The 24624-nt window shown below is 72.3% G+C and carries 20 protein-coding genes and 1 pseudogene; 10 read left to right on the plus strand and 11 right to left on the minus strand.

Annotated elements, in window-relative coordinates:
• Positions 1-190: 190 nt before the first annotated feature.
• Positions 191-316, plus strand: a pseudogene (locus ACZ60W_RS23020) (DUF4389 domain-containing protein); the annotation flags it as partial.
• On the opposite strand, the gene ACZ60W_RS23025 reads toward ACZ60W_RS23020, so the two are convergent.
• The 6 genes from ACZ60W_RS23025 to ACZ60W_RS23050 form a co-directional block, all read right to left on the minus strand.
• A complete protein-coding gene (locus ACZ60W_RS23025; protein WP_469757221.1) occupies positions 286-3042 on the minus strand; it encodes a cation-translocating P-type ATPase in 2757 nt (918 codons plus the stop codon). The pseudogene ACZ60W_RS23020 and the gene ACZ60W_RS23025 sit on opposite strands and share 31 nt — an antisense overlap.
• Positions 3035-3622: an Rv1733c family protein gene (locus ACZ60W_RS23030; RefSeq protein WP_469757222.1), complete on the minus strand. Its 588-nt coding sequence runs from the start codon at positions 3620-3622 to the stop codon at positions 3035-3037. The genes ACZ60W_RS23025 and ACZ60W_RS23030 overlap by 8 nt, the downstream gene beginning before the upstream one ends.
• A 181-nt stretch (positions 3623-3803) precedes the next feature.
• Complete coding sequence (locus ACZ60W_RS23035) at positions 3804-4265, minus strand: Hsp20/alpha crystallin family protein (RefSeq protein WP_469757223.1); 462 nt, start codon at positions 4263-4265, stop codon at positions 3804-3806.
• 218 nt (positions 4266-4483) lie between these two features.
• A complete protein-coding gene (locus tag ACZ60W_RS23040) occupies positions 4484-4897 on the minus strand; it encodes a CBS domain-containing protein (RefSeq protein ID WP_469757224.1) in 414 nt (137 codons plus the stop codon).
• A gap of 62 nt (positions 4898-4959) precedes the next feature.
• Positions 4960-7362 (minus strand): phosphoenolpyruvate synthase, encoded by a 2403-nt coding sequence (gene ppsA / locus ACZ60W_RS23045; RefSeq protein WP_469757225.1) that lies wholly within the window; start codon positions 7360-7362, stop codon positions 4960-4962.
• A 698-nt stretch (positions 7363-8060) separates the two neighbouring features.
• Complete coding sequence (locus ACZ60W_RS23050; protein ID WP_469757226.1) at positions 8061-8966, minus strand: universal stress protein; 906 nt, start codon at positions 8964-8966, stop codon at positions 8061-8063.
• A 230-nt stretch (positions 8967-9196) separates the two neighbouring features.
• Here ACZ60W_RS23050 and ACZ60W_RS23055 point away from each other — a divergent pair, with 230 nt between their 5' ends.
• The gene (locus ACZ60W_RS23055) at positions 9197-10060 is read left to right on the plus strand and encodes a universal stress protein (protein WP_469757227.1); all 864 of its coding nucleotides are present in this window, start codon (positions 9197-9199) and stop codon (positions 10058-10060) included.
• A gap of 62 nt (positions 10061-10122) precedes the next feature.
• Here the strand turns inward: ACZ60W_RS23055 and ACZ60W_RS23060 are convergent, their stop codons facing one another.
• The 3 genes from ACZ60W_RS23060 to ACZ60W_RS23070 all read right to left on the minus strand — a co-directional run bounded on the left by ACZ60W_RS23060 (position 10123) and on the right by ACZ60W_RS23070 (position 12246).
• Entirely contained in the window at positions 10123-10830 is a 708-nt protein-coding gene (locus ACZ60W_RS23060) for a helix-turn-helix domain-containing protein (protein ID WP_469757228.1), read from the minus strand.
• Entirely contained in the window at positions 10814-11737 is a 924-nt protein-coding gene (locus ACZ60W_RS23065) for a universal stress protein (protein WP_469757229.1), read from the minus strand. Before ACZ60W_RS23065 ends, ACZ60W_RS23060 begins: the two co-directional genes overlap by 17 nt.
• Positions 11738-11961: 224 nt before the next feature.
• Positions 11962-12246, minus strand: a complete 285-nt coding sequence (locus ACZ60W_RS23070) for a DUF1918 domain-containing protein (RefSeq protein ID WP_469757230.1) — start codon at positions 12244-12246, stop codon at positions 11962-11964.
• Positions 12247-12460: 214 nt separating this feature from the next.
• On the opposite strand from ACZ60W_RS23070, the gene ACZ60W_RS23075 reads away from it, so the two are divergent.
• The 8 genes from ACZ60W_RS23075 to ACZ60W_RS23110 are packed head-to-tail and all read left to right on the plus strand — an operon-like array spanning position 12461 to position 20204.
• The gene (locus ACZ60W_RS23075; RefSeq protein WP_469757231.1) at positions 12461-13138 is read left to right on the plus strand and encodes a CBS domain-containing protein; all 678 of its coding nucleotides are present in this window, start codon (positions 12461-12463) and stop codon (positions 13136-13138) included.
• Positions 13135-14937, plus strand: coding sequence for an acetate--CoA ligase (acsA, locus tag ACZ60W_RS23080; RefSeq protein WP_469757232.1), 1803 nt, complete (start codon positions 13135-13137; stop codon positions 14935-14937). Before ACZ60W_RS23075 ends, acsA begins: the two co-directional genes overlap by 4 nt.
• Complete coding sequence (pdhA, locus tag ACZ60W_RS23085) at positions 14937-16001, plus strand: pyruvate dehydrogenase (acetyl-transferring) E1 component subunit alpha (RefSeq protein ID WP_469757233.1); 1065 nt, start codon at positions 14937-14939, stop codon at positions 15999-16001. Before acsA ends, pdhA begins: the two co-directional genes overlap by 1 nt.
• Positions 15998-17008, plus strand: coding sequence for an alpha-ketoacid dehydrogenase subunit beta (locus ACZ60W_RS23090; protein ID WP_469757234.1), 1011 nt, complete (start codon positions 15998-16000; stop codon positions 17006-17008). The genes pdhA and ACZ60W_RS23090 overlap by 4 nt, the downstream gene beginning before the upstream one ends.
• 1 nt (position 17009) lies before the next feature.
• A complete protein-coding gene (locus tag ACZ60W_RS23095; RefSeq protein WP_469757235.1) occupies positions 17010-18404 on the plus strand; it encodes a 2-oxo acid dehydrogenase subunit E2 in 1395 nt (464 codons plus the stop codon).
• Positions 18401-18670 carry a phosphopantetheine-binding protein gene (locus ACZ60W_RS23100; protein WP_469757236.1) on the plus strand — a complete coding sequence of 90 codons (270 nt, stop codon included), beginning with the start codon at positions 18401-18403 and terminating at the stop codon, positions 18668-18670. The genes ACZ60W_RS23095 and ACZ60W_RS23100 overlap by 4 nt, the downstream gene beginning before the upstream one ends.
• The gene (locus tag ACZ60W_RS23105; RefSeq protein WP_469757237.1) at positions 18670-19350 is read left to right on the plus strand and encodes a CBS domain-containing protein; all 681 of its coding nucleotides are present in this window, start codon (positions 18670-18672) and stop codon (positions 19348-19350) included. Before ACZ60W_RS23100 ends, ACZ60W_RS23105 begins: the two co-directional genes overlap by 1 nt.
• Entirely contained in the window at positions 19347-20204 is an 858-nt protein-coding gene (locus ACZ60W_RS23110; RefSeq protein WP_469757238.1) for a universal stress protein, read from the plus strand. The genes ACZ60W_RS23105 and ACZ60W_RS23110 overlap by 4 nt, the downstream gene beginning before the upstream one ends.
• 10 nt (positions 20205-20214) lie before the next feature.
• On the opposite strand, the gene fdhF is transcribed toward ACZ60W_RS23110, so the two are convergent.
• Both fdhF and ACZ60W_RS23120 read right to left on the minus strand, forming a co-directional pair.
• Positions 20215-22908, minus strand: a complete 2694-nt coding sequence (gene fdhF / locus ACZ60W_RS23115; RefSeq protein WP_469757239.1) for a formate dehydrogenase subunit alpha — start codon at positions 22906-22908, stop codon at positions 20215-20217.
• Positions 22905-24593, minus strand: coding sequence for an NAD(P)H-dependent oxidoreductase subunit E (locus ACZ60W_RS23120; RefSeq protein WP_469757240.1), 1689 nt, complete (start codon positions 24591-24593; stop codon positions 22905-22907). The genes fdhF and ACZ60W_RS23120 overlap by 4 nt, the downstream gene beginning before the upstream one ends.
• Positions 24594-24624: the final 31 nt, after the last annotated feature.

Consider the following 24624-nt stretch of genomic DNA (forward strand, 5'->3'; position numbering starts at 1 on the left):
TCTCGGGGCCGCCGCGTTTGCTCGACGCATGTCCCCGGTGACCAGCACCGACCTGTACGAGGTCACGATGGTGCTCTCGTGACTGCGGGAGGACATGCAGGCTCCGGCCAGCTGCGGTCTCTTCGTCCGCGACCTCCCCTGGGGTCGTGGATTCCTCGTCGCGGCGGGGCTCGAACCGGCCCTCGACTTCCTCATCGTCGGACTGAACCACTGGGTCCTGCGCGTCGCCGCGTACGCGAGCCTCATGACGGACGCCTACCCGCCCTTCCGCCTCGACCAGGGCGGTCACGAACCGGGGACGGCCGACGCCCGCTGACGGCGCCGCCTGGCGCGCCGCAGCTCGTCCGTGCCCCACACCAGCACCGGGAACGTCGCGACGAGCAGGACGACGTCCGGAGGAAGGGCGGCCGTGCCGAAGAGGTGCTGGAACGGGGGTGCGTAGACGAGGGCGGCCGTGAACGCGAGTTCGAAGGCGATGCCGACGAGCAGCAGCGGATTCGAGAGCACTCCGATGTCGCGCAGCGCCGCGTGGTCGGTGCGGGCCGCGAACGCCGTGCCGACCTGGCAGGTGACGATGCCGGCGAAGGTGGCCGTGGTGGCTGTCACGTAGGCGTGATGCAAGGGGCTGCCGGTGCCGGTGGGGTCTCCCGGCTGCCAGCCCGCGCGCCACAGCACGTAGAAGTAGCCCGCCATGACGAGGGCCGCCGATGTGAGCCCCAGGTATCCCCAGCTCCGTATGAGCATGTCGCGGGAGATCACGCCCTGGTGCCGGGGCCGCGGAGGCCGCTGCATGACGCCGGGCTCAGAGCGTTCCCTGCCGAGAGCGAGGGCGGGCAGGGTCTCGGTGCCGAGGTCGATGGCGAGGATCTGCAGCACGGTCAGGGGGAGCGGTACCGCGCCGGCGGAGAGCGCGAAGACGAGGAAGGGAAGGATCTCCGGAGTCGCGTGGGCGAAGATGTAGACGATGAACTTGCGTACGTTGTCGTAGACGCGGCGCCCCGACTCGACAGCGGTCACGATGGTGGCGAAGTCGTCGTCGGTGAGCACCATCGCCGCGGCCTCCCGGGCCACGTCGGTGCCGGAGCGTCCCATCGCGACCCCGATGTGGGCGCGGTGCAGCGCGGGGGCGTCGTTGACGCCGTCACCCGTCATGGCGACGATCCGGCCGTGCTCGCGGAGCGTGTCGGCCACCTTGAGCTTCGTCTCGGGCGAGGAGCGGGCGAAGACGATCTCGTCGTCGCCCTCCACGAGGAGCCGGTCCAGCTCATCGTCGCCCAGCGACTCCGACGCCGCGACCACGTGCAGTCGGGGTACTCCGATGCCGACCTCCCGCGCGACGGCCGCGGCGGTGGCGCCGTTGTCGCCCGTGACGACGTGTACCCGGATCCCGGCCTCGTGGCAGCGGCGCACGGCCTCCGCCACCTCGGGGCGTGGCGGGTCGTACAGCCCGACGAGCCCGAGCAGGGTCAGCCCCGACTCCGCGTCCTGGCGACGTGACGGCAGCTCCGCACCACTGGGCAGGTCACGGACGGCGACGGCCAGGACTCGCATGCCGTCCCGGGCCAGCTCCTCGGCCGCGGCGCCGGCCGACCGCGCCGCGGTTCCGGGCAGGAGGCGGTCCAACACCGCCTCGGGCGCTCCCTTGACCACGATCCGTGCGGGGCCCTGCGGTTCCCCGCCCGACCGCTCCCCGCCCGGCCGCTTCTCTCCCCATGTCTCGCCGCCCTGCACGACCGACATCAGTCGCAGTCGCGGATCGAAGCGGAACAGCGCCCGGCGTCCCGCGTCGCGCCGGCCCAGGTCCAGAGGAGCCCCGTGGTCGGCCGCGCCGGCGACGAGGGCGGCCTCGGTGGGGTCGCCGTGCAGTTCGCCGTCGGCTTCTCGCGTGACGGTGGTGCACAGGGCGCCCGCCGTCGCCAACTCCTCCGCCCAGGGCCCCGGCTCCGACCCGTGGTCGACCGTCCACAGCGCCCTGAGACGCATGCTGTTGCGGGTGAGCGTGCCGGTCTTGTCCGTGCAGATCACGCTCGTGGAACCCAGGGTCTCCACGGCGCTGAGCCGTTTGACCAGGGCACCCCGGCGGGCCAGGGCGCGGACGCCGACGGCCAGGGCCAGCGTGATGGTCGGAAGGAGTCCCTCGGGGACGTTGGCGACGAGGAGCCCGATGGCGAACGTCAGGGAGTCGGTGACCGGGAGTCCGACCGCCACCCCGAGGACGAGGAAGACGACGCCCATGCCGGTCGCGACGCCGGCGATGAGCCACGCGACCCTCTTGACCTGCCGTTCCAGAGGGCTCGCCTCGCGCCGCGTCCGCTGGCTGAGTGCGGCGATCCGACCGAGTTCGGTGTGGTTTCCGGTGGCGAACACGACGGCCCGGGCCTGACCCTCGACGCAGGTCGTCCCGCTGAAGACGAGGTTCGGCTCCTCGAGCAGCGGGGCGCCGAGGACACCGGCCGAGGCGATCCGTTCGGCCGGCACGGACTCGCCCGTGAGCATCGACAGGTCGACCTCGACACCACCCTCGGCGATGTGCGCGTCGGCGGGTACCTTGTCGCCCTCCTCCAGGAGGATCAGGTCGCCCGGTACGAGGTCGCGGGCCTCCAGGACGTGGGGCTGCCCGTCGCGTACGGCGAGGGCGTGCTCGGGCAGATAGCGGGCGAGTGTCTCCACCGCCCGCTCCGCCTGCCGCTCCTGGAGCAGGGCGAAAGCCGCGTTGACGGCGATGACCGCGAGGATCGCCCAACCGAGGACCGCGAGGTCCGCGACGAAGGCGAGGGCTGCGGCGGCCCACAGCAACAAGGCCAAGGGGTGGACCAGCTGCCCGACCAGCTCACGCGCGAAGGAGGAGCGCACCTTGCGCCGTACCTCGTTCGGTCCGTGGACGGCGAGGCGCCGGGCGGCCTCGCGGGCCGAGAGGCCATCCGGGCCCGTGGCGAGTTCACGACGCAGCCGGGGCAGCGGTTCACTGGGGTCGAAGGGCAGCGCCCGGGTGGAGGAAGGGGTCCGCTCGGGGCCGGCGCGGCTGCCGACACGGTCAGTCATCATCGTCCCCCGCATCGCTGCCCCGGCGGAGCCGGCCGGACCATACGGGCTCCACCTGCTCCCACTCGCGTTCCCAGGCCGCGAGCCGGTGGCCTTCGGTCCGCCGCCGTACGAGCAGGACCGTCGCGGCGCCTGTCACGCCGGTGACGCCCGCCGCCGCCACACCGCCCGACAAGGAGGTCAGGGCGCGGTCGGCGGCACTGCCGGGAGGCCGGGCGGGTGACCCCGCGTCGTCCACCCAGATCGTCACGGCGCGTCCCTCCGGTGTCCGGGACGGGACGTGGATACTGCCGGACCGGCGGACGTTGTGTGGCTGCTCCCACACGGCGGGCGCGACGGCCTGCGGCTTGGAGCCGTACCGGGTGGCGACGGGTGGCTCCTCGGCCGGCCCGGTGGTGGTCGCGGTCACCTGGTGCCGGTGCACGGCGAGTTCACGGTCGGCCCTGGAGCCCGCCGACCACAGGTTCCCGGCGGCCACGGCACCGCAGATGGCAGCGATCAACAGCACGCAGAGCAGGGCGGCCCGCCCTGGGGGTCTCCTGGGCGGGTCGGCCCCGCTCCCCGGCTCCTGGTGGAGCATGCCGCACCTCCCGTCGGGGTGGCTTCGCCGACCTGTCGGTGGCCCGATTCAGGGGGTGGCGTCGAGTTCCGTTCCGATGTGGTGGGCCCAGGCCCGGGCCGGAGCGTCCGGACGGTCTCTTCGGCGATCCCGGCGGTCGCGCCGGCTTTGCTGCCGTAGGCGATCAGGACGCGTTTGGTGTTCATGACTCCGCGCCCTCGGCCGATCCTCCGGCCCGCTTCACCGGGATGGTCCGGACCGACGTCGTGTCCTCGTCGTCGGGCATCGGGATGCGGACGGTGAGGACGCCGTCCGCGTACGACGCCTCGACCTGGTCGGCGGGGATGGTCGCCGGGAGGCGCACGGTCCTGCGGAAGGATCCGTAGCGGAACTCCGAGTGCTCTTTTTCCTCCTTGCTCTCGCTGTGCTCCGCGCTCATCGTGATGAGGTTGTCGTCGACGGTGATGGCGATGTCGTCGTCCGGGTCCATGCCCGGCAGTTCGGCTCGCAGGACGTACACGCCGGCGCCGCTGGTCATCTCGACCGGGATGGAGTGGGCGGCCGTCGCGGGGTGCCATCCGGGCAGCCCGGGGAACTCCCGGTTGAACCAGTCGTCGAAGTCGGGGAAGAGGCTGTGCCTGCGTTCCAGCTTGCCTCCGGCCATTGTTCTGCTCCTCGTGTACGGGGCCCAGGACGGTCGCCGTGGACCCTGGTGAGTAGGGACAGGCGGCGGGTCGGGTGGCGGAGCCGGGTCCGACTCCGTAGCCCACCTTCCACCCGCGACGTCGTCTGGCGCAGTGTCCGAGGGGGCTGAAGCGCAGGGCCGAACGAGCCCCACCAGGAAGGGGCCGCTCGGCCCATGGCGCCACAGCGCCCGTGCTGTCAGCGGCAGACCTGCTCGACGAAATGGCCCACCCGTTCCTCCGGCAGGTGCCGTGCCAGGTCCGCCTCACCGATCATGCCGACCATGCGGTGGTCGTCGATCACGGGCACGCGACGGACACGGTGGTCCTGCGTCGTGCGGAGCACCACCTCGCTGTCGGCGCCCGCGTCCACGGTGACCGGCTTGCCCTGGGCGAGGTCCCCCGCCGTCATCCGGTGGGGGTCCTTGCCCTTGGCAAGGCACTTCACCACGATGTCCCGGTCGGTGATGATGCCGTGCAGCCGGTCGTCCGGCCCGCAGATGGGCAGCGCGCTGAGATCCAGCTCGCTCATACGGCGTGCGGCATCCATCAGGCTCTCGTTCTCCTGCACGCAGGTCGCACCGGCATGCATGACGTCCCGTGCGGTCGTCATGGCCGCGTCCTCCTTCCGCCCCCCCTGCTCAGAACCAGCCGATCCGTCACGGGTCGGTTTGGTCACTCCTCCGTTCCTGCGGTGCCGTTCTCGCACGTCGTCTCCGCGCGGGCCACGTGCCCCTTGACCGCTGCGAAGCTGTCCGGTGCCACCGAGATCGAGTCGAGGCCCGCCTCTACCAGGATCGCGGTGAACGCCGGGTCGTCGCTGGGCCGCTGCCCGCACAGTCCGACCGGCCGGCCCGCCGCGTGGGCGCGGCCGGCGAGGGTCTGGATGCTCCGTACGACGGCGGGGTCCCGCTCGTCGAAGACGTGGGCGAGGGCCTCGGAGTCGCGGTCGACGCCGAGGGTGAGCTGGGTGAGGTCGTTGCTGCCGATCGAGAAACCGTCGAAGCGTTCCGCGAACTCCCCGGCCAGGATGATGTTGGCCGGTATCTCGGCCATGACGTAGACCTTCAGACCGTTCCCACCCCGCACCAGTCCCTCCCTCGCCATCACCTCCAGTACGCGGTCGGCCTCGCCGAGAGTGCGGCAGAAGGGGATCATGACGACCACGTTCGTCAGCCCCATTCCGTCACGGACCCGGCGCAGTGCGCGGCATTCGAGGGTGAAGCCCTCGCGGTAGCCGTGGCTGTAGTACCGGCTCGCGCCACGCCAGCCGATCATGGGGTTCGCCTCGTCCGGTTCGAAGGGCCGGCCGCCGAGGAGCTTGGCGTACTCGTTGGTCTTGAAGTCGCTGGTGCGTACGACGACGGGCGCCGGCCAGCGCGAGGCCGCGATCCGGGCGATGCCGTGGGCCAGCAGGTCGACGAAGTAGTCACTCCGATCGAGGTAGCCCTCGGTGAGCCGCTCGACGACATGCCGGTCGTGGGGGTCGAGCCGCTCAGGATGCAGCAGGGCCATGGGGTGGACCTTCACCTGGTGGGCGACGATGAACTCCAGGCGCGCCAGTCCCACTCCGTCCGCGGGAAGCCGCCACCAGCGGAACGCGGCTGAGGGATCGGCCAGGTTCAGCATCACCCGGGTTCGGGTGGTGGGCAGTTCCGCGAGGTCGGTCCGGGTCTCCTCGTACGGGAGCATCCCTCGGTAGACACGTCCGCTCCCTCCCTCGGCGCAGGAGACCGTGATGGATTGCCCGTCACGCAGGATCCGTGTCCCGTCTCCGGTTCCGACGACGGCGGGGACGCCGAGTTCGCGGCTGACGATGGCGGCGTGCGAGGTACGGCCCCCGTGGTCGGTGACGATGGCGGAGGCCCTCTTCATGACGGGTTCCCAGTCCGGGTCGGTGACGCCGGTGACGAGGACGCCGCCTCGGGGGAAGCGGTCGAGGTCGACGGGCGCGTCGAGCGCCACGACGCGGCCCTGGCCGATGGCCTCGCCGACGGCGATGCCTTCGACGAGCGGTTCGCCGGGAGTGGCGGTGAGCCGGCGGCGCGTGAGGGTGCCGGGGAGCCGACGCGACTGGACCGTCTCGGGGCGGGCCTGGACGATCCACAGCTCGCCGGTGAGGCCGTCCTTGGCCCATTCGATGTCCATGGGGCAGCCGTAGTGCTCCTCGACGGCCGCCGCCCAGCCGGCGAGCGTGCGGATCTCCGCGTCGTCGAGGACTCGCCGGCTCCGCTCATCGTCGGGTGTGTCGACCGTACGGGTCAGCCCGGTGTCCGCGTACACGGCCTTCAACCGCTTGGCTCCGATCCGCACGTCGATGACGGGGTCGAGCGCCGGGTCCTTCATGCTCGGTTTGAACACCGTGTACTCGTCCGGATCGACCTGGCCGCTGACGACGGTCTCCCCCAGCCCCCAGGCGGCGCTCACCACGATCACGTCCGGGAAGCCGCTCTCCGGGTCGAGGGTGAAGACGACTCCGGCGCCGGCGCGATCGGAGCGGACCATGACCTGGATGCCGATGGACAGGGCGACGGCGAGGTGGTCGAAGCCCATCCGTTCGCGGTAGTCGATCGCCCGGGCGGTGAACAGGGAGGCGTAGCAGCGCGTGCACGCCTCGAGGACCGCGTCGGCGCCGCTGACGTTCAGGTATGTCTCCTGCTGCCCGGCGAAACTCGCTTCGGGCAGGTCCTCCGCCGTCGCACTGCTGCGCACCGCCACCTCGGGCGACTCCCGGCCGATCTCCTCGGCCAGCCGCTCGTACGCCGCGCGCACGGCGTCCCGCAGCGGTACGGGCAACGGCTCCGCCAGGAAGAGGGACCGGATGGCCGCCCCGACCCCGTCGAGTGGCGCACCCGCGTGCAGTCTGTCCATCTGTGTCTCCACACGACGGCGGAGGTCTCGGGAACCGAGCAGCTCCTCGTACGCTTCGGCGGTGGTGGCGAATCCCGGAGGGACTCGCACGCCCGCACCCCCGAGCCGGGTGGTCATCTCACCCAGTGAGGCGTTCTTGCCACCCGCTCGGCCGACATCGTGCCGCCCGAGTTCCGTGAACGGTACGACGTGTCGTATCGGTCCCATGGTCTCCTCCACGGCTCTCGGGCCTCCTCAGTACGGCAGCGGCCTGCCGGAGGGTGTGCGCAGGTCGAGGGGAGTGGGCTTGCGGGCGTGGCCCGGCCGGGGGCTGATCCGGATGCGCTTCATGCTGCTCACCTCTCCGCGGAACCGGCCGATGGACCGGAGGCGTCCTCTCGCCCCACCGTCCCGCGTGACGGGGGTCGCGTCCCAGTGCCGAGCGGGGCAGCACGCACGGGCCGGCCGGCCACACCGGAACGGGACCGGTCGGCCGGTGCCGGGTCGCCTGTCCGGCGCTCGCCCTGCGGGAGGGGAATGCTGGTCACCGGACGCGGGGTGCGGTGCAGCAGGCCGTGAACGGTCGAGTCCGACCGCATGCCGGAGTGGCCTCCACGGGCTCGGCGCCCGACCACGAGGGAGAGGGAGTCCTGGGACGCCAGGACCAGGGCAACCCACGCGGTCCGTGGCGATCCTCAGATCGTCGCGCAGTTCCCGGACGAGCTCCTCCGCGTTGACGATCGCCGACTGCGTGCGGATGCGCAGGGCACGCTGACGGGCCGGCGCGTCGTACCGCAGTCCGTCGTGGGCGGGCGGTACGGCGGCGACCAGCCGGAGCACCTGTCCTCTTCGTACGGCCTCGTCGGCGACCCAGACGAGATCGGGGACCGACGACTCCCGGGGGTCGACACCGAGCGGTACCTCGTTCACGTCTCCTCGACCCTGGTGGCGAAGGCGGGTGGGACGATCTCCACCGGACAGTGGGCGTGGTGGACCAGGACGTGGGCGACTCTCCCCAGGGAGGGGCCTACACCCAGGGCGCGGTGTTCTCTGCCCATCACCAGCAGATCGGTGTGGGCGCTCGCCTCCACCAGGGTCCCTGGCGTGCTCGTGCCCGTCTCGACGTGATGGCTGACGATCAGCTGGGGATAGAACTCACGCGCGACGTCGGCAAGCGACTTGATCTCGTGCACCCGCTGCTGCGCGATCCCGTCGAGGTCGTCCAGCATGGTCGCGACACTGCCGACGTGGGTGAGCAGGTTCCAGACGCTGACCAGCCGCAACGCGGCCTTGCGGGCGTCGGCCTCGGCGGCCGCGACGAGCAGCCAGCCCAGATCCGAAGCGCCGTGCACGGCTGCCGTCACCGAGGCCGACGCGGGCCGTTCGCGGTCACCTCGGACCACGATCACGGGAACCTCGGCGCGGGCCGCCACGCCCAGACCGACGGATCCGAGCATGAGGGTGGAGAAGCCGCCGAGCCCCCGGTTGCCCACCACGATCGTGCCCCGGTGGCCGGCGGCCGCCCGGAGACCGGCGACCGGCTCCTGGCGGCTCAGTTCCTTGGTGACGGCGAGGTCCGGAAAGAGGTCACGGACCGCGCTCGCGGTCTCGGTCAGCAGGTCGCGACCCGCTTCGCGTACGGCCTGGATCGTCTCCGCGTCGGAGAAGATCGCCCGGCGGTCGGTGTCGGCGGCGTGGACGAGATGCAGAGGCCGCCCCCTTCGGTCCGCCTCCTCGGCGGCCCAGAGTACGGCAGCGCGCCCGGAGGGGGACCCGTCGACTCCCACGACGATGTTGCCGAGCTCCGGTCGGGCGGGGGTCTCGCTGGTCATGGCTCCTCCTCCGGGAACACCCGAGGCTCGGGAGCGCGTCCCGAGGGGCGACATCTCCCACACTGGCATCGTGGCGGGCCTCCATGGGATGGGCCGTTCGGCCCCGATCGTGACCTGCCCGGCCCTGCTGCCGGAAGGCGACGGGGCACCAGCCTGAAAGGTGAGACGCCCTGTCCGGTCCGGAGTCCGGGCCGGGCCGCGCGGAAAGGTTTCCACGAGGGAGGCACGCCATGTCAGCCCAGGTCACCGCCGGTCTGGACGGCTCTGCGGAAAGCCTCGCCGCCGCCCGTTGGGCCGCGGCGCGAGCAGTGCTCCGCGAAGTGCCCCTCAGGCTGGTGCACGTGGAGGAGTGGCCGAGCATGCCGGAGGTGCCCATGGCGTACGCCCGCACACGTGCCCACGACGAGCAGACGGCGAGGTTGATGCGGGAGGCGACGGACCGAGCGCGGAAGGACTATCCCGATCTGGAGGTCATCACGGAGTACGCGCACGGCCGGGCAGCCGAGGAACTGACGGCCGCCGCGAACGAGGCGGATCTGACAGTCCTGGGTTCACGCGGACTCGGCGGCGTCCGCGGCTTCCTCGTGGGCTCGGTCTCCCTTGCCGTCGTCGGCGCGGCCCGACGGCCGGTCGTCCTCGTACGCGCGACGGACGACCGGGAGGCCCCGGAAGGCGGCATCGTGGTGGGCATCGACCTCGACCACCCGTGCGAAGCCCTGCTGGCGTTCTCCTTCTCCGAAGCCGCGCGTCAGGGCACTCCGCTGCGGTTCCTCCACAGTTGGACGCTTCCCGCCTCCTACGGCCACGCGGCCATCATGGACCCGGCGGTCGGGGAGGACCTCGGCAGCCACCTTCTCGCCGGCCTGGAGGACCTGCTGGAGCCTTGGCGGAAGCGGTACGCGGGTGTGGAGGCGGAGGCCAAGCCGGTGGTGGGCTCGCCCGCGTTCCAGCTGGTCGAGGCGTCGCAGACCGCGCAACTCGTCATCGTGGGACGCCGGAGCCGGAACGTCCCCCTCGGCCCGCACCTGGGCCATGTCGCCCATGCGGTCATCCACCACAGTCCCGCGCCGGTCGCCGTCGTCCCCTTGACCTGACCGGACGGCACCTCCGTGCCGCACGGTGTCGACGGGTTCCCCTGGCCAGCAGGCCCGGACGGCTAGCCAGCAGGCCCGGACGGCGCGCCGGGCGCGCCCGGGACCCGGATGCGCCGTCCGGTCACTCGGCGCGGCAAGAGGGTCACCACGGTGTCCCGCCCGCTCCCGGCCCACGGCTCGGAGTGGACGGCGTCCTTGATCCTCCGTATCGAGGTCTCGTCCGATACCGTGCGTGCCGGACCGACGAGGAGCACGCTCCAGCCCTGACTGAAGGCGTCGTCCAGGTGGTCCTCCTCGAAGGCGACCTCCACGCCGGACGTCGAGGCGCGGGCGAGGGTCGAGTGCGCAGCGGTCATGAAGACGATCTCTCCGCCGACGACCTGGTAGTTCACGGGGATCACCATCAGCCCGTCCCGTCCTTGGACGGCGACCCGGCCGACGCCATGGCCGTCGAGCAGTTGCCAGCACTCGGCCTCGCCGATCTCCTCCATCCGTGCCCGGTACCCGGCGCGGGCTCCGCCGGGCGGGAGGTCGGCCGTGTACCCGGTGAGATCCTGGACGGTGGTCTCCAGCGCGTTCGCGAGCCGGACCAGGAACTCGATCCCCGGGGTGGCCGCGTTCTCCTCCACGTAGGCGATGAAGCCGGGTGTGGAGCCGGCCCGTTCGGCCACGTCCTCCCAGGACAGGCCGAGCCGGGTGCGCCTGGATGCGACGCGGCGGCCGAGGTCGCTTCGGGCGTGCGGGGAATGCGGTTCACCGGGCGTGTTCATCACTGGTCTCCTCCGTGGTCACCGGGCGCCGCTGAGGGACGACGGCGACCGGACACATGGCGTGGTGCAGGGCTCGGTGGGCGACCCTGCCGAGTTCCAGGCCGACGAGCCGGTCCCGGCGCCTGGCGCCGACGACCAGCAGGTCGGCGGCGGCGGAGCGCTCGGTCAGCACTTTGTGGGCGGGGCCCTCGACGGTGCTCCTGCGCAGGCGCACCTGGGGATGATCGGAGGCCGCGGACTCAAGGGCCTTGTCGAGCAGCTCGGAAGCCCCTTCCGTGAAGTAGGCCGCCCCGGCGCGTCTCATCAGCAGGTGGTCGGCCGGTTCATGGGCGGGCCGTCGCCAGGCGCGGACGACGTCGAGCTCCGCGCCCCGGACGGCCGCCTCGCGGAAGGCGAACCGCACGGCCGGCGAATCCAGGTCGTGCTCGCCCACCCCGAGCAGGACGCGTCCGTGGCGTGCTTCCAGGGCCTGCCGGTCCCCTCGGACGACGACGACCGGGCAGAGGGCACGAGCGGCCACGATGAGGCTGACGGATCCGAGCAGGAGGTCGGCGAAGTCGCCGCGACCGCGTGACCCGACGACGAGGATCGCGCCCTCCCGCCCCTCCCTGAGCAAGGCCTGCGACGCGTCCTCGGCGAGGATCTCCGTGGTGAGCGGGAGGTCGGGTGCACGACGGCCGACGCGTTCGGCCGCGATGGCGGCGATATTCTCGGCGAGGATCTGACCGGAGGGACGGTCCGTGCTCCATGTCGGCACGACTCCCTCGTACCGTTCCCACAGGGAGGCGTGGACGATACGCAGCGGGATCCCGTGCCGTACCGCTTCGTCGGCGGCCCAGTCCACGGCCGTGAGGCTGGCGTCGGACCCGTCGACTCCCACCACTCCTACCACCAGGGGCGATTCCATCGTGCCCACCGCCTTCCAGGTCATGGGGTCGGCCTGCTGCCACGCTCGCACCGGACGGAAGGGGCGGGGTAGGGCCGGTCGGTCCCGGGCGTGGCCCGCCCGGACCAGGTGTGGTGGCGGCGAGACGCGACGGGACGAGGGGCCATCCGCGTTCGCGGATCCTGATCGCGCGGTACTCGGAACACCGGAGGTCCTCGACACCCGGTGCGATGGCCGCGGCGGAGTCAGGACCGCTTGGCGGCCTTCGCGGGACCGGCCGCTCTCGTGCCGTGCGGCGGGAAGTGCTGGACCCGCGCGTCCGGGCCCGGGAACACCTCGGTGACCCGGCCCGTGTCCGACCACCGGACGTCGAAAGGCGGAGTGCCGTCCGGGTGGTGCAGCCCGACGATCTCGCCGTCACGTCCTTCGTCCCCGACCGTGGCACCGCCGACGATCAGCCGGTCGCCGACGCGAGCCCACAACCCGGCGCGGGGCTTCTCCTGGCCTTGTCGTGCTCCGGTCGCGGTCATGGGTTCTCGCCTCCCGGCACCATCGCCCCGCCGCGGTCCTCCCGAGACGGGCGCTCTCGCCTTCTCCTCTGTGCGTTCTCCACTGTGTGTCCCGGCGGGCCGGTCGTCATAGGGGCGAACAGTCCCGGATGGGGACCGTTCGGCACTGCCCCGCGGGGGCTTCGCACAGCAGAGTGAGAACGGGGGCGGCCGCATCCTGTGAAGGAGGACCGTCATGCAGCATCGCACGGTTTTCGAGGTGATGACCCACGAGGTGGTCACCGCCGCCCCGGAGACCCCGTTCAAGCAGATCGCCCGGCTCTTCTCCGACCACGACGTCTCGGCCGTCCCGGTGATCGACGCCGATCGACGCCTGCTCGGTGTGGTCTCGGAGGCTGATCTGCTGCGCTCCACAGCAGAGCTCCCCGACCTGGAGGGCCGTTGGGCAGGTGTCCGGCTGCTGTCCCGGGAACGGGGCCTTCCCGATGCGGAGACGGCCTCCGAGCTGATGACCTCGCCGGCCGTCACGGCGCAGGCGAACTGGAACCTCGTCGAGACGGCCCGGACGATGCAGCGCAAGGCGGTGAAGAGACTTCCGGTGACCGACGAGACCGGTCGACTCGTCGGGATCATCAGCCGTAGCGACCTGCTGCGGCCCTTCCTGCGCAGTGACACCGCGATCCGGGACGAGATCGAGCATGACGTCCTCGCGGACACGCTGCGCCTGGCCCCCGACACGATCCGCGTGACCGTCGACGACGGAGTCGTCAGCCTGACGGGCCGGGTCGACGAGCGGGCCGACATCCGCGTCATCGTGCGGCTCTGCCGTTCGGTCGACGGAGTCGTCGCCCTGCACGAGTCGATCGAGTACGGCTACGACAACCTCGCGCTCGACGTGGAGCCACCGCGATGAACGCCCTGTGGGTCGCACCGGTCATGCCCGACTATGACAGCGCGCGGGCCGTCTTCTCCTGGCGACGGGAACGGTCCCGGCTCGCCGGGCTGCCGGACGGCGGCGTCAACATCGGGTTCGAGGCCGTCGACCGGCACCTGGGCGAGGGCCACGGCGAACGGGTCGCGTTGCGCTGTATCGCCCGCGACGGATCCGTCAGGACGGTCAGCTTCGCCGGGCTCGCGGCCGAGAGTTCGCGCTTCGCGCACGTGCTGGAGACGCTCGGAGTGGGGCGCGGCGAACGGGTGTTCACTCTTCTCGGCCGCCGGTTCGAGCTGTACAGCACCGTCCTCGGAACGCTGCGGGCCGGACGAGTCCTGTGCCCCCTGTTCAGCGCCTTCGGACCCGAACCCGTCGCCCTCCGCATGGAGCTGGGCAACGCCCGGGTGCTCGTCACGACCCGCACGCTGTACGAACGCAAGGTGGCCCCCGTACGGTCCCGCCTTCCGCACCTGCGGCACGTCCTGCTCCTCGACCCGGGTGCCGACCCGCCCCCGCACACCCTCTCCTTCCCCGCTCTCACCGCCGCCGCGCCGGACGCGTACACCGTGGGCCCGACCGATCCGGCGGAGCCGGCACTGGTGCACTTCACCAGCGGCACCACCGGGACGCCCAAGGGCGCGGTACACGTGCACGAGGCGGTCCTCGCCCATCACGTCACGGCCGCCTACGCCCTGGACCTGCACGAGGGCGACGTCTTCTGGTGCACCGCGGACCCCGGCTGGGTGACCGGCATGTCGTACGGCGTCATCGCCCCGCTCACCCACGGGGTGACGACCGTCGTCGACGAGGGGGACTTCGCCCCCGATCGCTGGTACCGGATCCTCGCCGATCAGCACGTCACCGTCTGGTACACGGCGCCCACTGCGCTGCGCATGCTCATGCGGGCCACACCACGCGGCGGCGAGTCGGCGCCTGCCGCGCGGCACGACCTCTCCTCGCTCCGGTTCGTCGCGAGCGTCGGTGAGCCGCTGAACCCGGAGGCCGTGCAGTGGGGCCGGGAGTCGCTCGGACTACCGGTCCACGACACCTGGTGGCAGACCGAGACCGGTGCCATCATGATCGCCAACTTCGCGGCCGATCCGGTGCGGCCCGGTTCGATGGGCCGACCGATTCCCGGCGTCGAGGCCGCCGTACTGGCATGCGGAGAGGATGGCAGGGCCGCGATCACCGGCGGGCGAGTCCAGGTCCTCCGGGAGTCGGGCGCTCAGGGCGAGCTCGCCCTGCGGGCGGGGTGGCCGTCGATGTTCCGGGCCTACCTGAACGAACCGCACCGATACGAGGCGTGCTTCGCCGACGGCTGGTACCTGACCGGCGACCTCGTCAGCCGTGACGCCGACGGCTGGTACTGGTTCGTGGGCCGCGCCGACGACGTCATCAAGTCCGCGGGGCACCTCATCGGGCCTTTCGAGGTGGAAAGCGCACTCATGGAGCATCCGGCCGTCGCCGAGGCCGGTGTCGTCGGGCGCCCCGACCCGATGGCCGGTGCGATCGTCAAGGCCTTCGTGCTGCCGCGCCCCGAGTGTCCGCCCGACCCCGAACTACGGCGCGACGTCATGGCGTTCGCCCGCCGACGCCTCGGCCCGGCCGTCGCACCCCGGGAGATCGAGTTCGTCGAGGATCTGCCCCACACCCGCAGCGGAAAGGTGATGCGCCGCCTTCTGCGGGCGCGCGAACTGGGCCTGCCCGAGGGCGACGTGTCGACGCTGGAGACACCCGACCCGGCAGGGGCGGCCGAACCCTCCGAGAAGGAGTCGTGATGCCCACCGCACAGGGCGGTACGTCCGCCGGAACACCGAAGGCGAAGCGCACGCGTCGCGCACACCGTCCCTCGACGCCTGCCCGCACACCGCAGTCGGACCACGACCTGGACCTGCTGCGGCGGATGCTGCTCATCAGGCGGTTCGAGGAACGGTGCGTCGAGCTGTACAGCGCAGCGGCGATCCGGGGCTTCGTCCACCTCTACATCGGCGAGGAGGCGGTGGCGGTCGGCGTCCACCAGGCGCTCGACGAACGGGACGCGGTCGTCTCCACGTACCGCGAGCACGGCCACGCCCTGGCCCGTGGAATACCGCCCGAGGCCGTGATGGCGGAGATGTACGGGAAGACCACCGGGTGCAGCCACGGCCGAGGCGGGTCCATGCACCTCTTCGACGCCGATCGCCGCTTCTACGGCGGCAACGCGATCGTGGGCGGCGGACTGCCGCTCGCGGCGGGCCTGGCGCTCGCGGCCCGGTTGCGCGGTGAGCCCGGGGTCACCTGCTGCTTCTTCGGCGACGGGGCCTTCGCCGAGGGCGAGTTCCACGAGACCGCCAACCTGGCGGCGCTCTGGGGACTGCCCGTGCTCTTCGTCTGCGAGAACAACCTCTACGCGATGGGAACGGCCCTCGCACGCGAACACGCCCAGACGGACCTGGCGATGCGGGCGGCGTCGTACGGCATGGCCGCCTGGGCCGTCGACGGCATGGACGTGCACGCCGTGGAGAAGGCGGCGCGCGGAGCGGTCGAGTCCATGCGCGCCGGCAGCGGACCACACTTCCTGGAGATGCGCACGTACCGGTTCCGCGCGCACTCCATGTACGACCCGGACCGGTACCGGCCGAAGGACGAGATCGAGGAGTGGAAGCGGCACGACCCCGTCACCGGTCTCACCGACGGCATGCGTACGGCCGGACTCCTCGACACCGCCACGCTGGAGGACGTGGAGCACCAGGTCGCCCAGGAGATCGACCAAGCCGTCCGGGCGGCCGAACAGGCCCCCGAGGAGCCGCCCGAGGATCTGCTGCTGCATGTCACAGGCCGATACGAGGAGGCGCAGGCATGAGCACCCGTACGCGACCGCGGGCACATCCCGACGACGACACCATCACCTACAGGGAGGCCCTGCGCGAGGCACTGCGCGAGGCGCTGGCATCGGACGACCGGGTCTTCCTGATGGGTGAGGACGTGGGCCGATACGGCGGCTGCTTCGGCGTGAGCCTCGGTCTCCTGGAGGAGTTCGGACCCGATCGTGTCCGGGACACACCGCTGTCGGAGTCCGCGTTCGTCGGCGCCGGGATCGGCTCCGCCCTGGCCGGGCTGCGGCCCGTCGTCGAGATCATGACCGTCAACTTCAGCCTGCTCGCCCTCGACCAGATCCTCAACAACGCCGCCACCCTGCGGCACATGTCCGGCGGACAGCTCGGGGTGCCACTGGTGATCCGCATGACGACGGGCGCGGGACGGCAGCTGGCCGCCCAGCACTCCCACAGTCTCGAAGGCTGGTACGCGCACATCCCCGGCCTCCGCGTCCTGGCACCGGCCACGGTCGACGACGCCCGCCACGTGCTCTCCGCCGCGCTGGCCGACCCCGAGCCTGTGCTGCTCTTCGAACACGGCAGCCTGTACAGCGCGGCCGGAACGCTCGACCCGGCGGTCGACCGGGTCGACCTGGACCGAGCGGCCATCCGCCGCGAGGGCACCGACGTCACGGTCGTCGCGTACGGCGGTTGCGTCTCCAAGGCCCTGGAAGCCGCGGAGCGACTGGCGGGCGAGGGGATCAGCGCGGAGGTCGTCGACCTGCGCACGCTACGGCCCCTGGACGACGCCACGATCGTCGGCTCGGTCCGGCGGACCCACCGGGCCGTCGTGGTCGACGAGGGCTGGCGCAGCGGCAGTCTCTCCGCCGAGATCGAGTCGCGCATCTGCGAGCAGGCGTTCTTCGAACTCGACGCGCCCGTCGAGCGGGTGTGCAGCGCGGAGGTCCCCATCCCCTACGCCCGACGGCTGGAGGAGGCAGCACTCCCCCAGCCGGCCGGAATCGTGGCGGCGGCGCACCGGGTGGTGAACTGAGATGGCCGAGTTCACGATGCCCTCCCTCGGCGCCGACATGGACGAGGGCACGCTCTCCCAGTGGCTGGTGCACCCCGGCGACCAGGTGGCACGCGGCGATGTCGTCGCGGTCGTCGAGACCGCCAAGTCCGCGATCGAGGTGGAGTGCTTCGAGAGCGGTACGGTCGACGCGCTCCTCGTCGACGAGGGCACCACCGTGCCCGTGGGCACCCCGCTCGCTCGCATCGGCAGGACCGTCGACCGCACTCCCCCAGCGGACCGGCCCCCGTCGACACCCCTGGTCCGCCGGCTCGCCCAGGACCGGCACGTCGACCTCGCCGTCGTCCACGGTTCGGGCCCGGGAGGCAGGATCACCCGCGCGGACGTGGAGCACGCGGAACCGGAACCCGCACAAGCATCAGAGCACGACGGGACCGCCGGCCCGGCGGAGTCCACGCGCACCGCCACCAGGCGACAGCCGGGCACGGAGCCGGCGCGACGGCAGCGGAGCGACTCCCGGCCAGAGAAGGAGACGGCGCCGACGACACGGCCGCCGAGACCGGCGCGCACCGACGACCCTGCCGGGAAGCGTCGGGCTCCGCGGCCGGTGAGGTCCTCACCGCTCGCGCGGCGGCTGTCCACGGAGCTCGGCGTCGACCTCGCCGAGGTGACCGGCACGGGCCGGGGCGGCACCGTCCGTGCGGAGGACGTCCGTTCCGCCGCAGCAGCCGAGGGCGCGTCGCGGCCGGCCGTCCCGAAGGCGGCACGGGCGGCGACCGCACGCCTCATGAGCCGGTCCAAGCGGGAGATCCCCCACTTCTACCTCTCCACGACCGTGGACATGGCAGCGGCCCTGGAGTGGATGCGCGCCCGCAATCGCGAACTGCCGCTGTCCGCACGTCTGGTCCCCGCAGCACTCGTGCTCAAGGCCGTGGCACGGGCGGCGCGGAGCGTGCCCGAGCTCAACGGGCACTGGGTCGACGACGGCTTCGTCCCGGCGGATGAGGTGCGGCTGGGCGTCGCCGTCTCCCTTCGGGGCGGCGGTCTTGCCGCACCGTCCCTCGCCCGCGCCGACACGCTCTCCGTGGCCGAGGTGATGGCCGCGCTCAAGGACCTGGCGGCGCGGGCAAGGAGCGGACGGCTCCGGGCGTCCGAGACCGCCGACCCCAGTCTCACCGTCACGAACCTGGGCGACCAGGGCGTCGAGGCCGTGTTCGGCGTCGTCTACCCACCGCAGGTCGCGCTCGTCGGCGTCGGTCGCGTCGTCGAGCGGCCGGTGGCCGTGAACGGCCTGCTGGGAGTGCGTCCCGTGGTGACGGCCACACTGTCCGCCGACCACCGAGCTGCCGACGGCGTCACCGGCGCGCGCCTCCTGACCACGCTGGACAAGCTCCTGCAACGACCGGAGGAACTGTGAACCACGACCAGGCGAAGGCGTTCGTCCGGCACGCCGTGCAGCGTGTCGTACCCGACGCCGACTTCGCCGGGCTCGATCCCGGCGCATCCCTGCGGGACACGTTCGAGCTGGATTCGCTGGACTTCCTCGAGTTCGTCGAAGCCCTCGCCGAACTCAGCGGCACGGAACTCACCGAGGACGACTATCCGGCCCTCGACACCTGGGACGGCTGCGCCGATCGCCTGGTGGCCGAGGCCCATGCGTCCGGACGAGGAAGGAGCGGATGATGCGCCATCGCAGGATCGACCAGCTGATGACCCGCGAGGTGGTGAGCGTCCGCGGCGACACCGCGTTCAAGGAGATCGTCCGCACGCTCTCGGAGCACCGGGTGACCGCTGCACCCGTGGTGGACGGCGAGGGCCGGGTGGTCGGGGTGGTGTCGGAGGGCGATCTGCTGCGCAAGACCGCCGACCAGGCCGCCGCGCCGAATGGCAGGCCGGCCGTTCCGGACCTGGAGGCGTGGGAACGGGCGAAGGCCGGAGGGACGCGCGCCGAAGAGCTGATGTCCGCCCCCGCGGTGTGCGCCCGCCCGGAGTGGACCGTGGCCGAGGCGGCACGCCTCATGGAGGTCCAGAGAGTGAAGCGGCTCGTCGTCGTCGACGCCGACGACCACCTGCTGGGCATCGTGAGCCGCCGTGACCTGCTGGGCGTCTTCCTCCGCGAGGACGACGACATCCGCCGGGAGATCGTCGAGGAGATCCTCGGCGAAACGCTGCGCCTCGAACCGACCTCCCTCGCCGTCGAGGTGCGTGACGGCCGGGTGGAGCTCAGCGGCAGGCTGCCCTTCCGGCGCATGGTCCCGGCGGCCGAGCGCATGTGCGCGACGGTGGACGGCGTGGTCTCGGTCTCCTGCACCCGTCTCACGTACGACGTCGACGACACCGAACGAGGAGGTGGACGATCATGACGCGGAGCATCGTGGTCGGCCTGGACGGCACGGAACAAGCGAAGGCTGCTGCGGAGTGGGCGGCCGAGGAGGCGCTGCTGCGCGGCGCCCACGTGCACCTGGTGCACGCGAGGGAACCGGTGCCGGAGGCCGCGCTGTCGCGCGTGGACCGGGAGTCCGAGGAACCGTGGGCCAGGGAGATGATGGCACGCACCGCCGGTGGACTGCGTGACCGCCATCCCGGCCTGTCGGTGACGTCACAGCTGCTGTCCTCGGGGCCCGTGCCGGGTCTCGTCGCCGCGGCCGAGGACGGCGACGTGCTGGTCCTCGGCTCTCGGGCGCTGGGGAGCGTGGCCGGATACCTCCTCGGCTCGGTCGGCCTGACGGTCGCCGGTGCCGTCGAGCGTCCCGTCGTGCTCGTACGGGCCGTCAGCGCCGGCGGCACGCCCCGGGAGCCTGTCGTCGTGGGTGCCGACATGCGGCAGCCCGTGGACTCCCTGCTGGGATTCGCCTTCGAGGAAGCGGCGCTCCGGCGCACCCAGGTCGTCGTCGTGTACGTGCAGCAGCTTCCGCTGCACGCGGGAATGGGACCCGCGATGGTCCCGGACTTCAGGCTCTCCATGGTGCCGGAGATCAAGCACTCCGTGGACGTCGTGCTGGAACCCTGGCGGGAGAAGTACTCCGACGTCGAGGCCACCGCTCGCGTGGCCGTCGGATCGGCCGGACTCGAACTGGTGGCGGTCGCCCGGCATGCCTCCCTCGTGGTGGTGGGCCGGCGCACCCGCCGTGCGGCGCTCGGCTCCCACCTCGGCAGCGTGGCCCACGCCGTGCTGCACCACAGCCCCGTCCCCGTGGCCCTCGTTCCCCACGACTGATCGGTGCCGGTCAGTTCCCGGGCGCCGCGGAGCGCAGCCGGACCGCCGTGACCTTGTACTCCGGACACGAGGTCACGGTGTCGGTGTGATCCGAGGTGAGGGAGTTGACGCCACTGGCAGGGAAGTGGAACGCACAGAAGACCTGTCCGGGAGCGAGTGCCGTCACGACGCGGGCGACCAGTCGCGCCTGTCCATGACGGCTCTCGACGGTGACCGCGGCGCCGTCCCGTACACCGAACCGCGCGGCGTCCTCCGCGGTCAGGTCCAGGCGGTCGGCGGCATCGAGGAGCAGGTTGCCCCCGCGCCGGGTCATGCTCCCGGAGTTGTAGTGCGCCCATCGGCGGCCGGTGACGAGCACCAGTGGATAGTCCTGGTCCGGTGCCTCGCCGGGTGGCAGATAGGGAGCCGCAGACAGGTGGGCACGCCCGTCCGGTGTGGCGAACTCCTCTGCGTAAAGGGTGGATTCACCTGGCCCGTCCGGCGCTGGGCAGGGCCATGGGACCGCACTCTCCCGGTCGAGCCGCTCGTGCGAGAGGCCGGCGAAGAGAGGAGTCACACGGCCGCACTCGGCAAGCGCCGCTGCGGGGGTGGAGCAGCCCAGGTCGGCACCGAGCGCTTCGGCGACGGCGTGCACCACCTCGAAGTCGGAGCGCGCCGTTCCAGGCGGAGCCACTGCCTGCCGGACGCGCTGGAAGCGCCGGTCGAAGTTCACGAAGGTCCCGTCTTTCTCAAGCCAGGAGGCCACGGGCAGAACCACGTCCGCGTGACGCGCCGTCTCGCCGGGGAACAACTCGCTGACGACGACGAGTGGACAGGCGTCAAGGGCCTCGGCGACGCGTCGGCTGTCGGGGTCGGTCGCGCACACGTCCTCACCGATGATCCACAGCGCGCGCAGGCGGCCCTCCCGGGCCGCCGCGAACATGTCGGGGATGCGCAGGCCCGGCTGTCCGGGGACCGGTCGGCCCCACACCGCCTCGGCGCTAGCGCGGGCCTCCGGGTCGGTGACCCGGCCGTATCCGGGCAGCAGGTCGGGCAGAGCGCCCATGTCGGAAGCGCCTTGCACGTTGTTCTGGCCGCGCAGGGGGCTGATGCCGAACCCGCGGCCGGTGCCGCCGACGGCTCCCCGCAGAATGGGCAGGTTCGCCAGGGTGCGTACACCGTCCGTGCCGTGGAGGTGCTCCGTGACCCCCAGCCCGTACAGGACGGCGGGGCGCTTGGCGGCGCCGTAGAGCCGGGCGGCCCGCCTGATGTCCTCGGCCGGCACTCCGGTGATCTCTGCGACCCGCACGGGCGGGTAGTCGGCCAGCAGGTCGGCCAGCTCGTCCAGTCCGGTGGCGCGGTCGCGGAGGAAGTCCGCATCGGTCAGACCTTCGCCGACGAGGACGTGCGCGAGGCCGTGGAAGAGGGCGACGTTCGTACCGGGTCGGGGACGCAGGTGCACGTCGGCGTGCCGGGCGAGCCCCACGGCACGGGGGTCGGCCACGATCAGGGAGGCGCCCGCGAGTGCCCGCTGAAGGAGGCGCGCGCCCACCACGGGGTGGGCTTCCACGGGATTGGCGCCGACGACCAGGAGGCAGTCGGCGGTCTCGACGTCGTCGAAGGGGTCGGTGCCGCCGGCGCGCCCGAAGGATGCGGTGAGGCCGGCGGCGGATGGGGCATGGCAGAGGCGGGAGCAGTTGTCGACGTTGTTGGTGCCGATGACGGTCCGCAGGAACTTCTGGACGAGGTAGTTCTCCTCGTTGGTGGCACGGGCCGAGGAGATCGCGGCGACCGCGTCGGGCCCGCCGTCACGCACGGCCGCGCGCAGGCCGTCGGCGACCCGCGCGATCGCTTCGCCCCAACTCACCGATCTCAGAGCTCCGTTCTTCCTGACGAGAGGCTCGGTGAGGCGTTCGGTGGAGCTGAGGTATCCATACGCGAAGCGTCCCTTGACGCAGGCGTGGCCCCGATTGACCGGCCCGTCCCGGGCGGGCAGGACGGCGGCGACACGGTCCTCGCGGACCACGACGTCGAGGGCACAGCCGACGCCGCAGTAGCCACAGGTGGTGCGCACACGATCAGCGGGCGCCTGCCCTGAGGTGAGGCCCTGCCCGGGGCCGGGCTGGGTGATCGCGCCCGTGGGGCAGGTGTCGACACAGCCGCCGCAGGACACGCAGTCGGATGCGGCCCAGGCGCCGCCGGTTCCCGGGGCGGCGACCGTGTCGGCGCCGCGCCCGGTGAGGGTGAGCGCGAACGTGCCCTGGACGTCGGAGCACATCCGGACGCAGCGCCCGCAGGCGATACACAGGTCGGGGTCGAGGTGCACGTACGGGTGGCTCTCGTCCGGTCCGCGCGTGGAGTCGCCGGCGGCCGCATCCGCAGAGATCCCCAAGGCCCGGCAGACCTCGGCGAGTTCACTGTGCGCACCATCGGCGAGCGCGTGCGGCGGAAGCGCCGAGGCGATCAGGGCGACCGCGTCCCGGCGCAGCTTCCGCACCCCCTCGTCGGTCGTGTCGACGGTGAGGCCCGGTGTCGCGGGTGTGACGCAGGCGGCGACGGTCCGGCCGTCGGCGCGGACCAGGCAGGTCCGGCAGGCTCCGGTCGGCCGGAGGCGGTCGTCGTGGCAGAGAGTGGGCAGATCGGCTCCCGTGGCCCGTACCGCGTCGAGCAGTGAGGCCCCGGCGGGCAGTTCGACCGGGACTCCGTCGACCTGGACCCGGGTCATCGTTCCCATCCTTCCAAGGCCGGCCCGTAGGCGCGGGCCAGGCTGCGGACGGCGGCGGGAACGCGGCGGCCGAACGCGCACAGACTCGCCTCGCCCATCAGCCGTGCCAGCCGCTCGTAGGACTCCCCCGGCCCGCACCGGCCCCGCGCGCGTTCGAGCCCTCGCCGGGTGCCGACCCGGCAGGGCGAACAAGCGCCACAGCTCTCGTCGGCGGCGAACTCCCAGATGTGTCGGAGGAGTGCGTGCGGATCCGTATCGGCGTCGAAGGCGACCATGCCGGCGTGACCGAGGGCGGCACCACGCCCGGTGAGCGCTGCCGTGGTGAGGGGGACGTCGAGCACGTGCCCTGCGAGGAAGCCGCCGAGGGGACCGCCGAGCTGAAGGGCGACAAGCTCACGCCCGTCCTTGAGGCCGCCTCCGAACCGGGTGACGATCTCGTCCACGGGAGTGCCGAGTTCGACCTCGTAGGCTCCGGGCCTGGCGAAGCGTTCGGAGAGGCTCACCAGTTTGGTGCCGGTCTCGTCCGGTACGCCGCGTCGGGCGTAGGACGCTCCGCCGTGGGCGACGATCCATGGCAGGGCGGCCAGGGTCTCCACGTTGTTGACCACAGTCGGCATGTCCCACAGGCCGTGGTCGGTGGGATACGGGGGCCGGGGGCGCGCACAGCCGCGAGCGCCTTCGAGGCGGGCGATGAGGGCGGTCTCCTCCCCGGAGACGTAGGAACCGGCTCCTTCGACGATCTCGACGAACGGCCGCGGACCGGCTGCTCCGACCGAGGGAGCCAGGTCGCCCGCCTCCGTCGCGCGTTCCACCGCCCGGCGCAGCCTGGCCATGGCCTTCGGATACTCGGAGCGCACCAGGACGATCCCACGCCCGGCGCCGCAGGCGAAGCAGGCCAGGGCGAGCCCCGTGAGGACGCGCTCGGGGTCCTCCTCCATGAGCAGCCGGTCGGCGTAGGAGCCGGGGTCGCCCTCGTCCCCGTTGGCCACGACGACGGTGTCCGGTTGGCCCGCCGCTGCGGCCCACTTGGCGGCCACGGGGAATCCGGCGCCGCCACGCCCGCGCAGTCCCGAGGCGGAGGTCTCCTCCCGTACGTCCACGGGCCGCAGCCCGGCCACCGCCCGGCGCCACACGTCCCAGGCGTCCTGCCCTCCCACGATGCCGGCGAGCAGGACAGGCGCCCCGGTGGTGTCGGCCGCGGGGATGCCCGGTGTACGCGGTTCGGCCCGCCCACGGAGTTGGTCGGCCAGGTCCGGTCCCGTACGGGGAAGGGTGCCGTCGAGGGCGGCGGGGCCCGCGTAGCAGTAGCCGAGGCAATGCACGGTCTGCAGCGAGGTCGCACTCGCCTCGTCGACCGTGCCCGCCGTCACTCCCAGCGCCCGTTCGACCTCCGCGAGATGTCGTCCGCCCCGCGCGGCGAAGCACGCCGTCGCGGTGCAGACGCGCACGTGCCGCTCGCCGCGCGGGGCGGCAAGATCGGCGAAGAAGGTGGCGGGTCCGAGCCCCGCGGCAGCGGGTAGGCCGGCTGCCTCCGCGACCTGGGGTGCCCATGCCTCGGGCCCTTCGGAGGTCCCCGCCCTGGCACGCTCCAGCGCGGCCGGCAGCAGTCCCCCGCGCCCCCCGTGCCGGGCGGACAGCTCACGGAGCGCGTCCGAGCGTGGGCCCGGCTCGCCGGACATCCTCATGCTCCCAGGGTGACCGGCCGGCCCCCCGCCC

The organism is Streptomyces sp. NPDC104202, from assembly GCF_055584185.1.

Excerpts from the sequence above, each read along its gene's own strand:
- fdhF (WP_469757239.1), bottom strand. The coding sequence starts at position 22,908 with ATGACCCGGGTCCAGGTCGACGGAGTCCCGGTCGAACTGCCCGCCGGG.
- ppsA (WP_469757225.1), bottom strand. The coding sequence starts at position 7,362 with ATGGGACCGATACGACACGTCGTACCGTTCACGGAACTCGGGCGGCAC.
- ACZ60W_RS23055 (WP_469757227.1), top strand. The coding sequence starts at position 9,197 with ATGTCAGCCCAGGTCACCGCCGGTCTGGACGGCTCTGCGGAAAGCCTC.
- ACZ60W_RS23025 (WP_469757221.1), bottom strand. The coding sequence starts at position 3,042 with ATGACTGACCGTGTCGGCAGCCGCGCCGGCCCCGAGCGGACCCCTTCC.
- ACZ60W_RS23035 (WP_469757223.1), bottom strand. The coding sequence starts at position 4,265 with ATGGCCGGAGGCAAGCTGGAACGCAGGCACAGCCTCTTCCCCGACTTC.
- ACZ60W_RS23070 (WP_469757230.1), bottom strand. The coding sequence starts at position 12,246 with ATGACCGCGACCGGAGCACGACAAGGCCAGGAGAAGCCCCGCGCCGGG.
- ACZ60W_RS23040 (WP_469757224.1), bottom strand. The coding sequence starts at position 4,897 with ATGACGACCGCACGGGACGTCATGCATGCCGGTGCGACCTGCGTGCAG.
- ACZ60W_RS23120 (WP_469757240.1), bottom strand. The coding sequence starts at position 24,593 with ATGAGGATGTCCGGCGAGCCGGGCCCACGCTCGGACGCGCTCCGTGAG.
- ACZ60W_RS23030 (WP_469757222.1), bottom strand. The coding sequence starts at position 3,622 with ATGCTCCACCAGGAGCCGGGGAGCGGGGCCGACCCGCCCAGGAGACCC.
- pdhA (WP_469757233.1), top strand. The coding sequence starts at position 14,937 with ATGCCCACCGCACAGGGCGGTACGTCCGCCGGAACACCGAAGGCGAAG.
- ACZ60W_RS23065 (WP_469757229.1), bottom strand. The coding sequence starts at position 11,737 with ATGGAATCGCCCCTGGTGGTAGGAGTGGTGGGAGTCGACGGGTCCGAC.
- ACZ60W_RS23095 (WP_469757235.1), top strand. The coding sequence starts at position 17,010 with ATGGCCGAGTTCACGATGCCCTCCCTCGGCGCCGACATGGACGAGGGC.
- ACZ60W_RS23060 (WP_469757228.1), bottom strand. The coding sequence starts at position 10,830 with ATGAACACGCCCGGTGAACCGCATTCCCCGCACGCCCGAAGCGACCTC.
- ACZ60W_RS23050 (WP_469757226.1), bottom strand. The coding sequence starts at position 8,966 with ATGACCAGCGAGACCCCCGCCCGACCGGAGCTCGGCAACATCGTCGTG.
- ACZ60W_RS23090 (WP_469757234.1), top strand. The coding sequence starts at position 15,998 with ATGAGCACCCGTACGCGACCGCGGGCACATCCCGACGACGACACCATC.
- ACZ60W_RS23110 (WP_469757238.1), top strand. The coding sequence starts at position 19,347 with ATGACGCGGAGCATCGTGGTCGGCCTGGACGGCACGGAACAAGCGAAG.
- ACZ60W_RS23105 (WP_469757237.1), top strand. The coding sequence starts at position 18,670 with ATGCGCCATCGCAGGATCGACCAGCTGATGACCCGCGAGGTGGTGAGC.
- acsA (WP_469757232.1), top strand. The coding sequence starts at position 13,135 with ATGAACGCCCTGTGGGTCGCACCGGTCATGCCCGACTATGACAGCGCG.
- ACZ60W_RS23075 (WP_469757231.1), top strand. The coding sequence starts at position 12,461 with ATGCAGCATCGCACGGTTTTCGAGGTGATGACCCACGAGGTGGTCACC.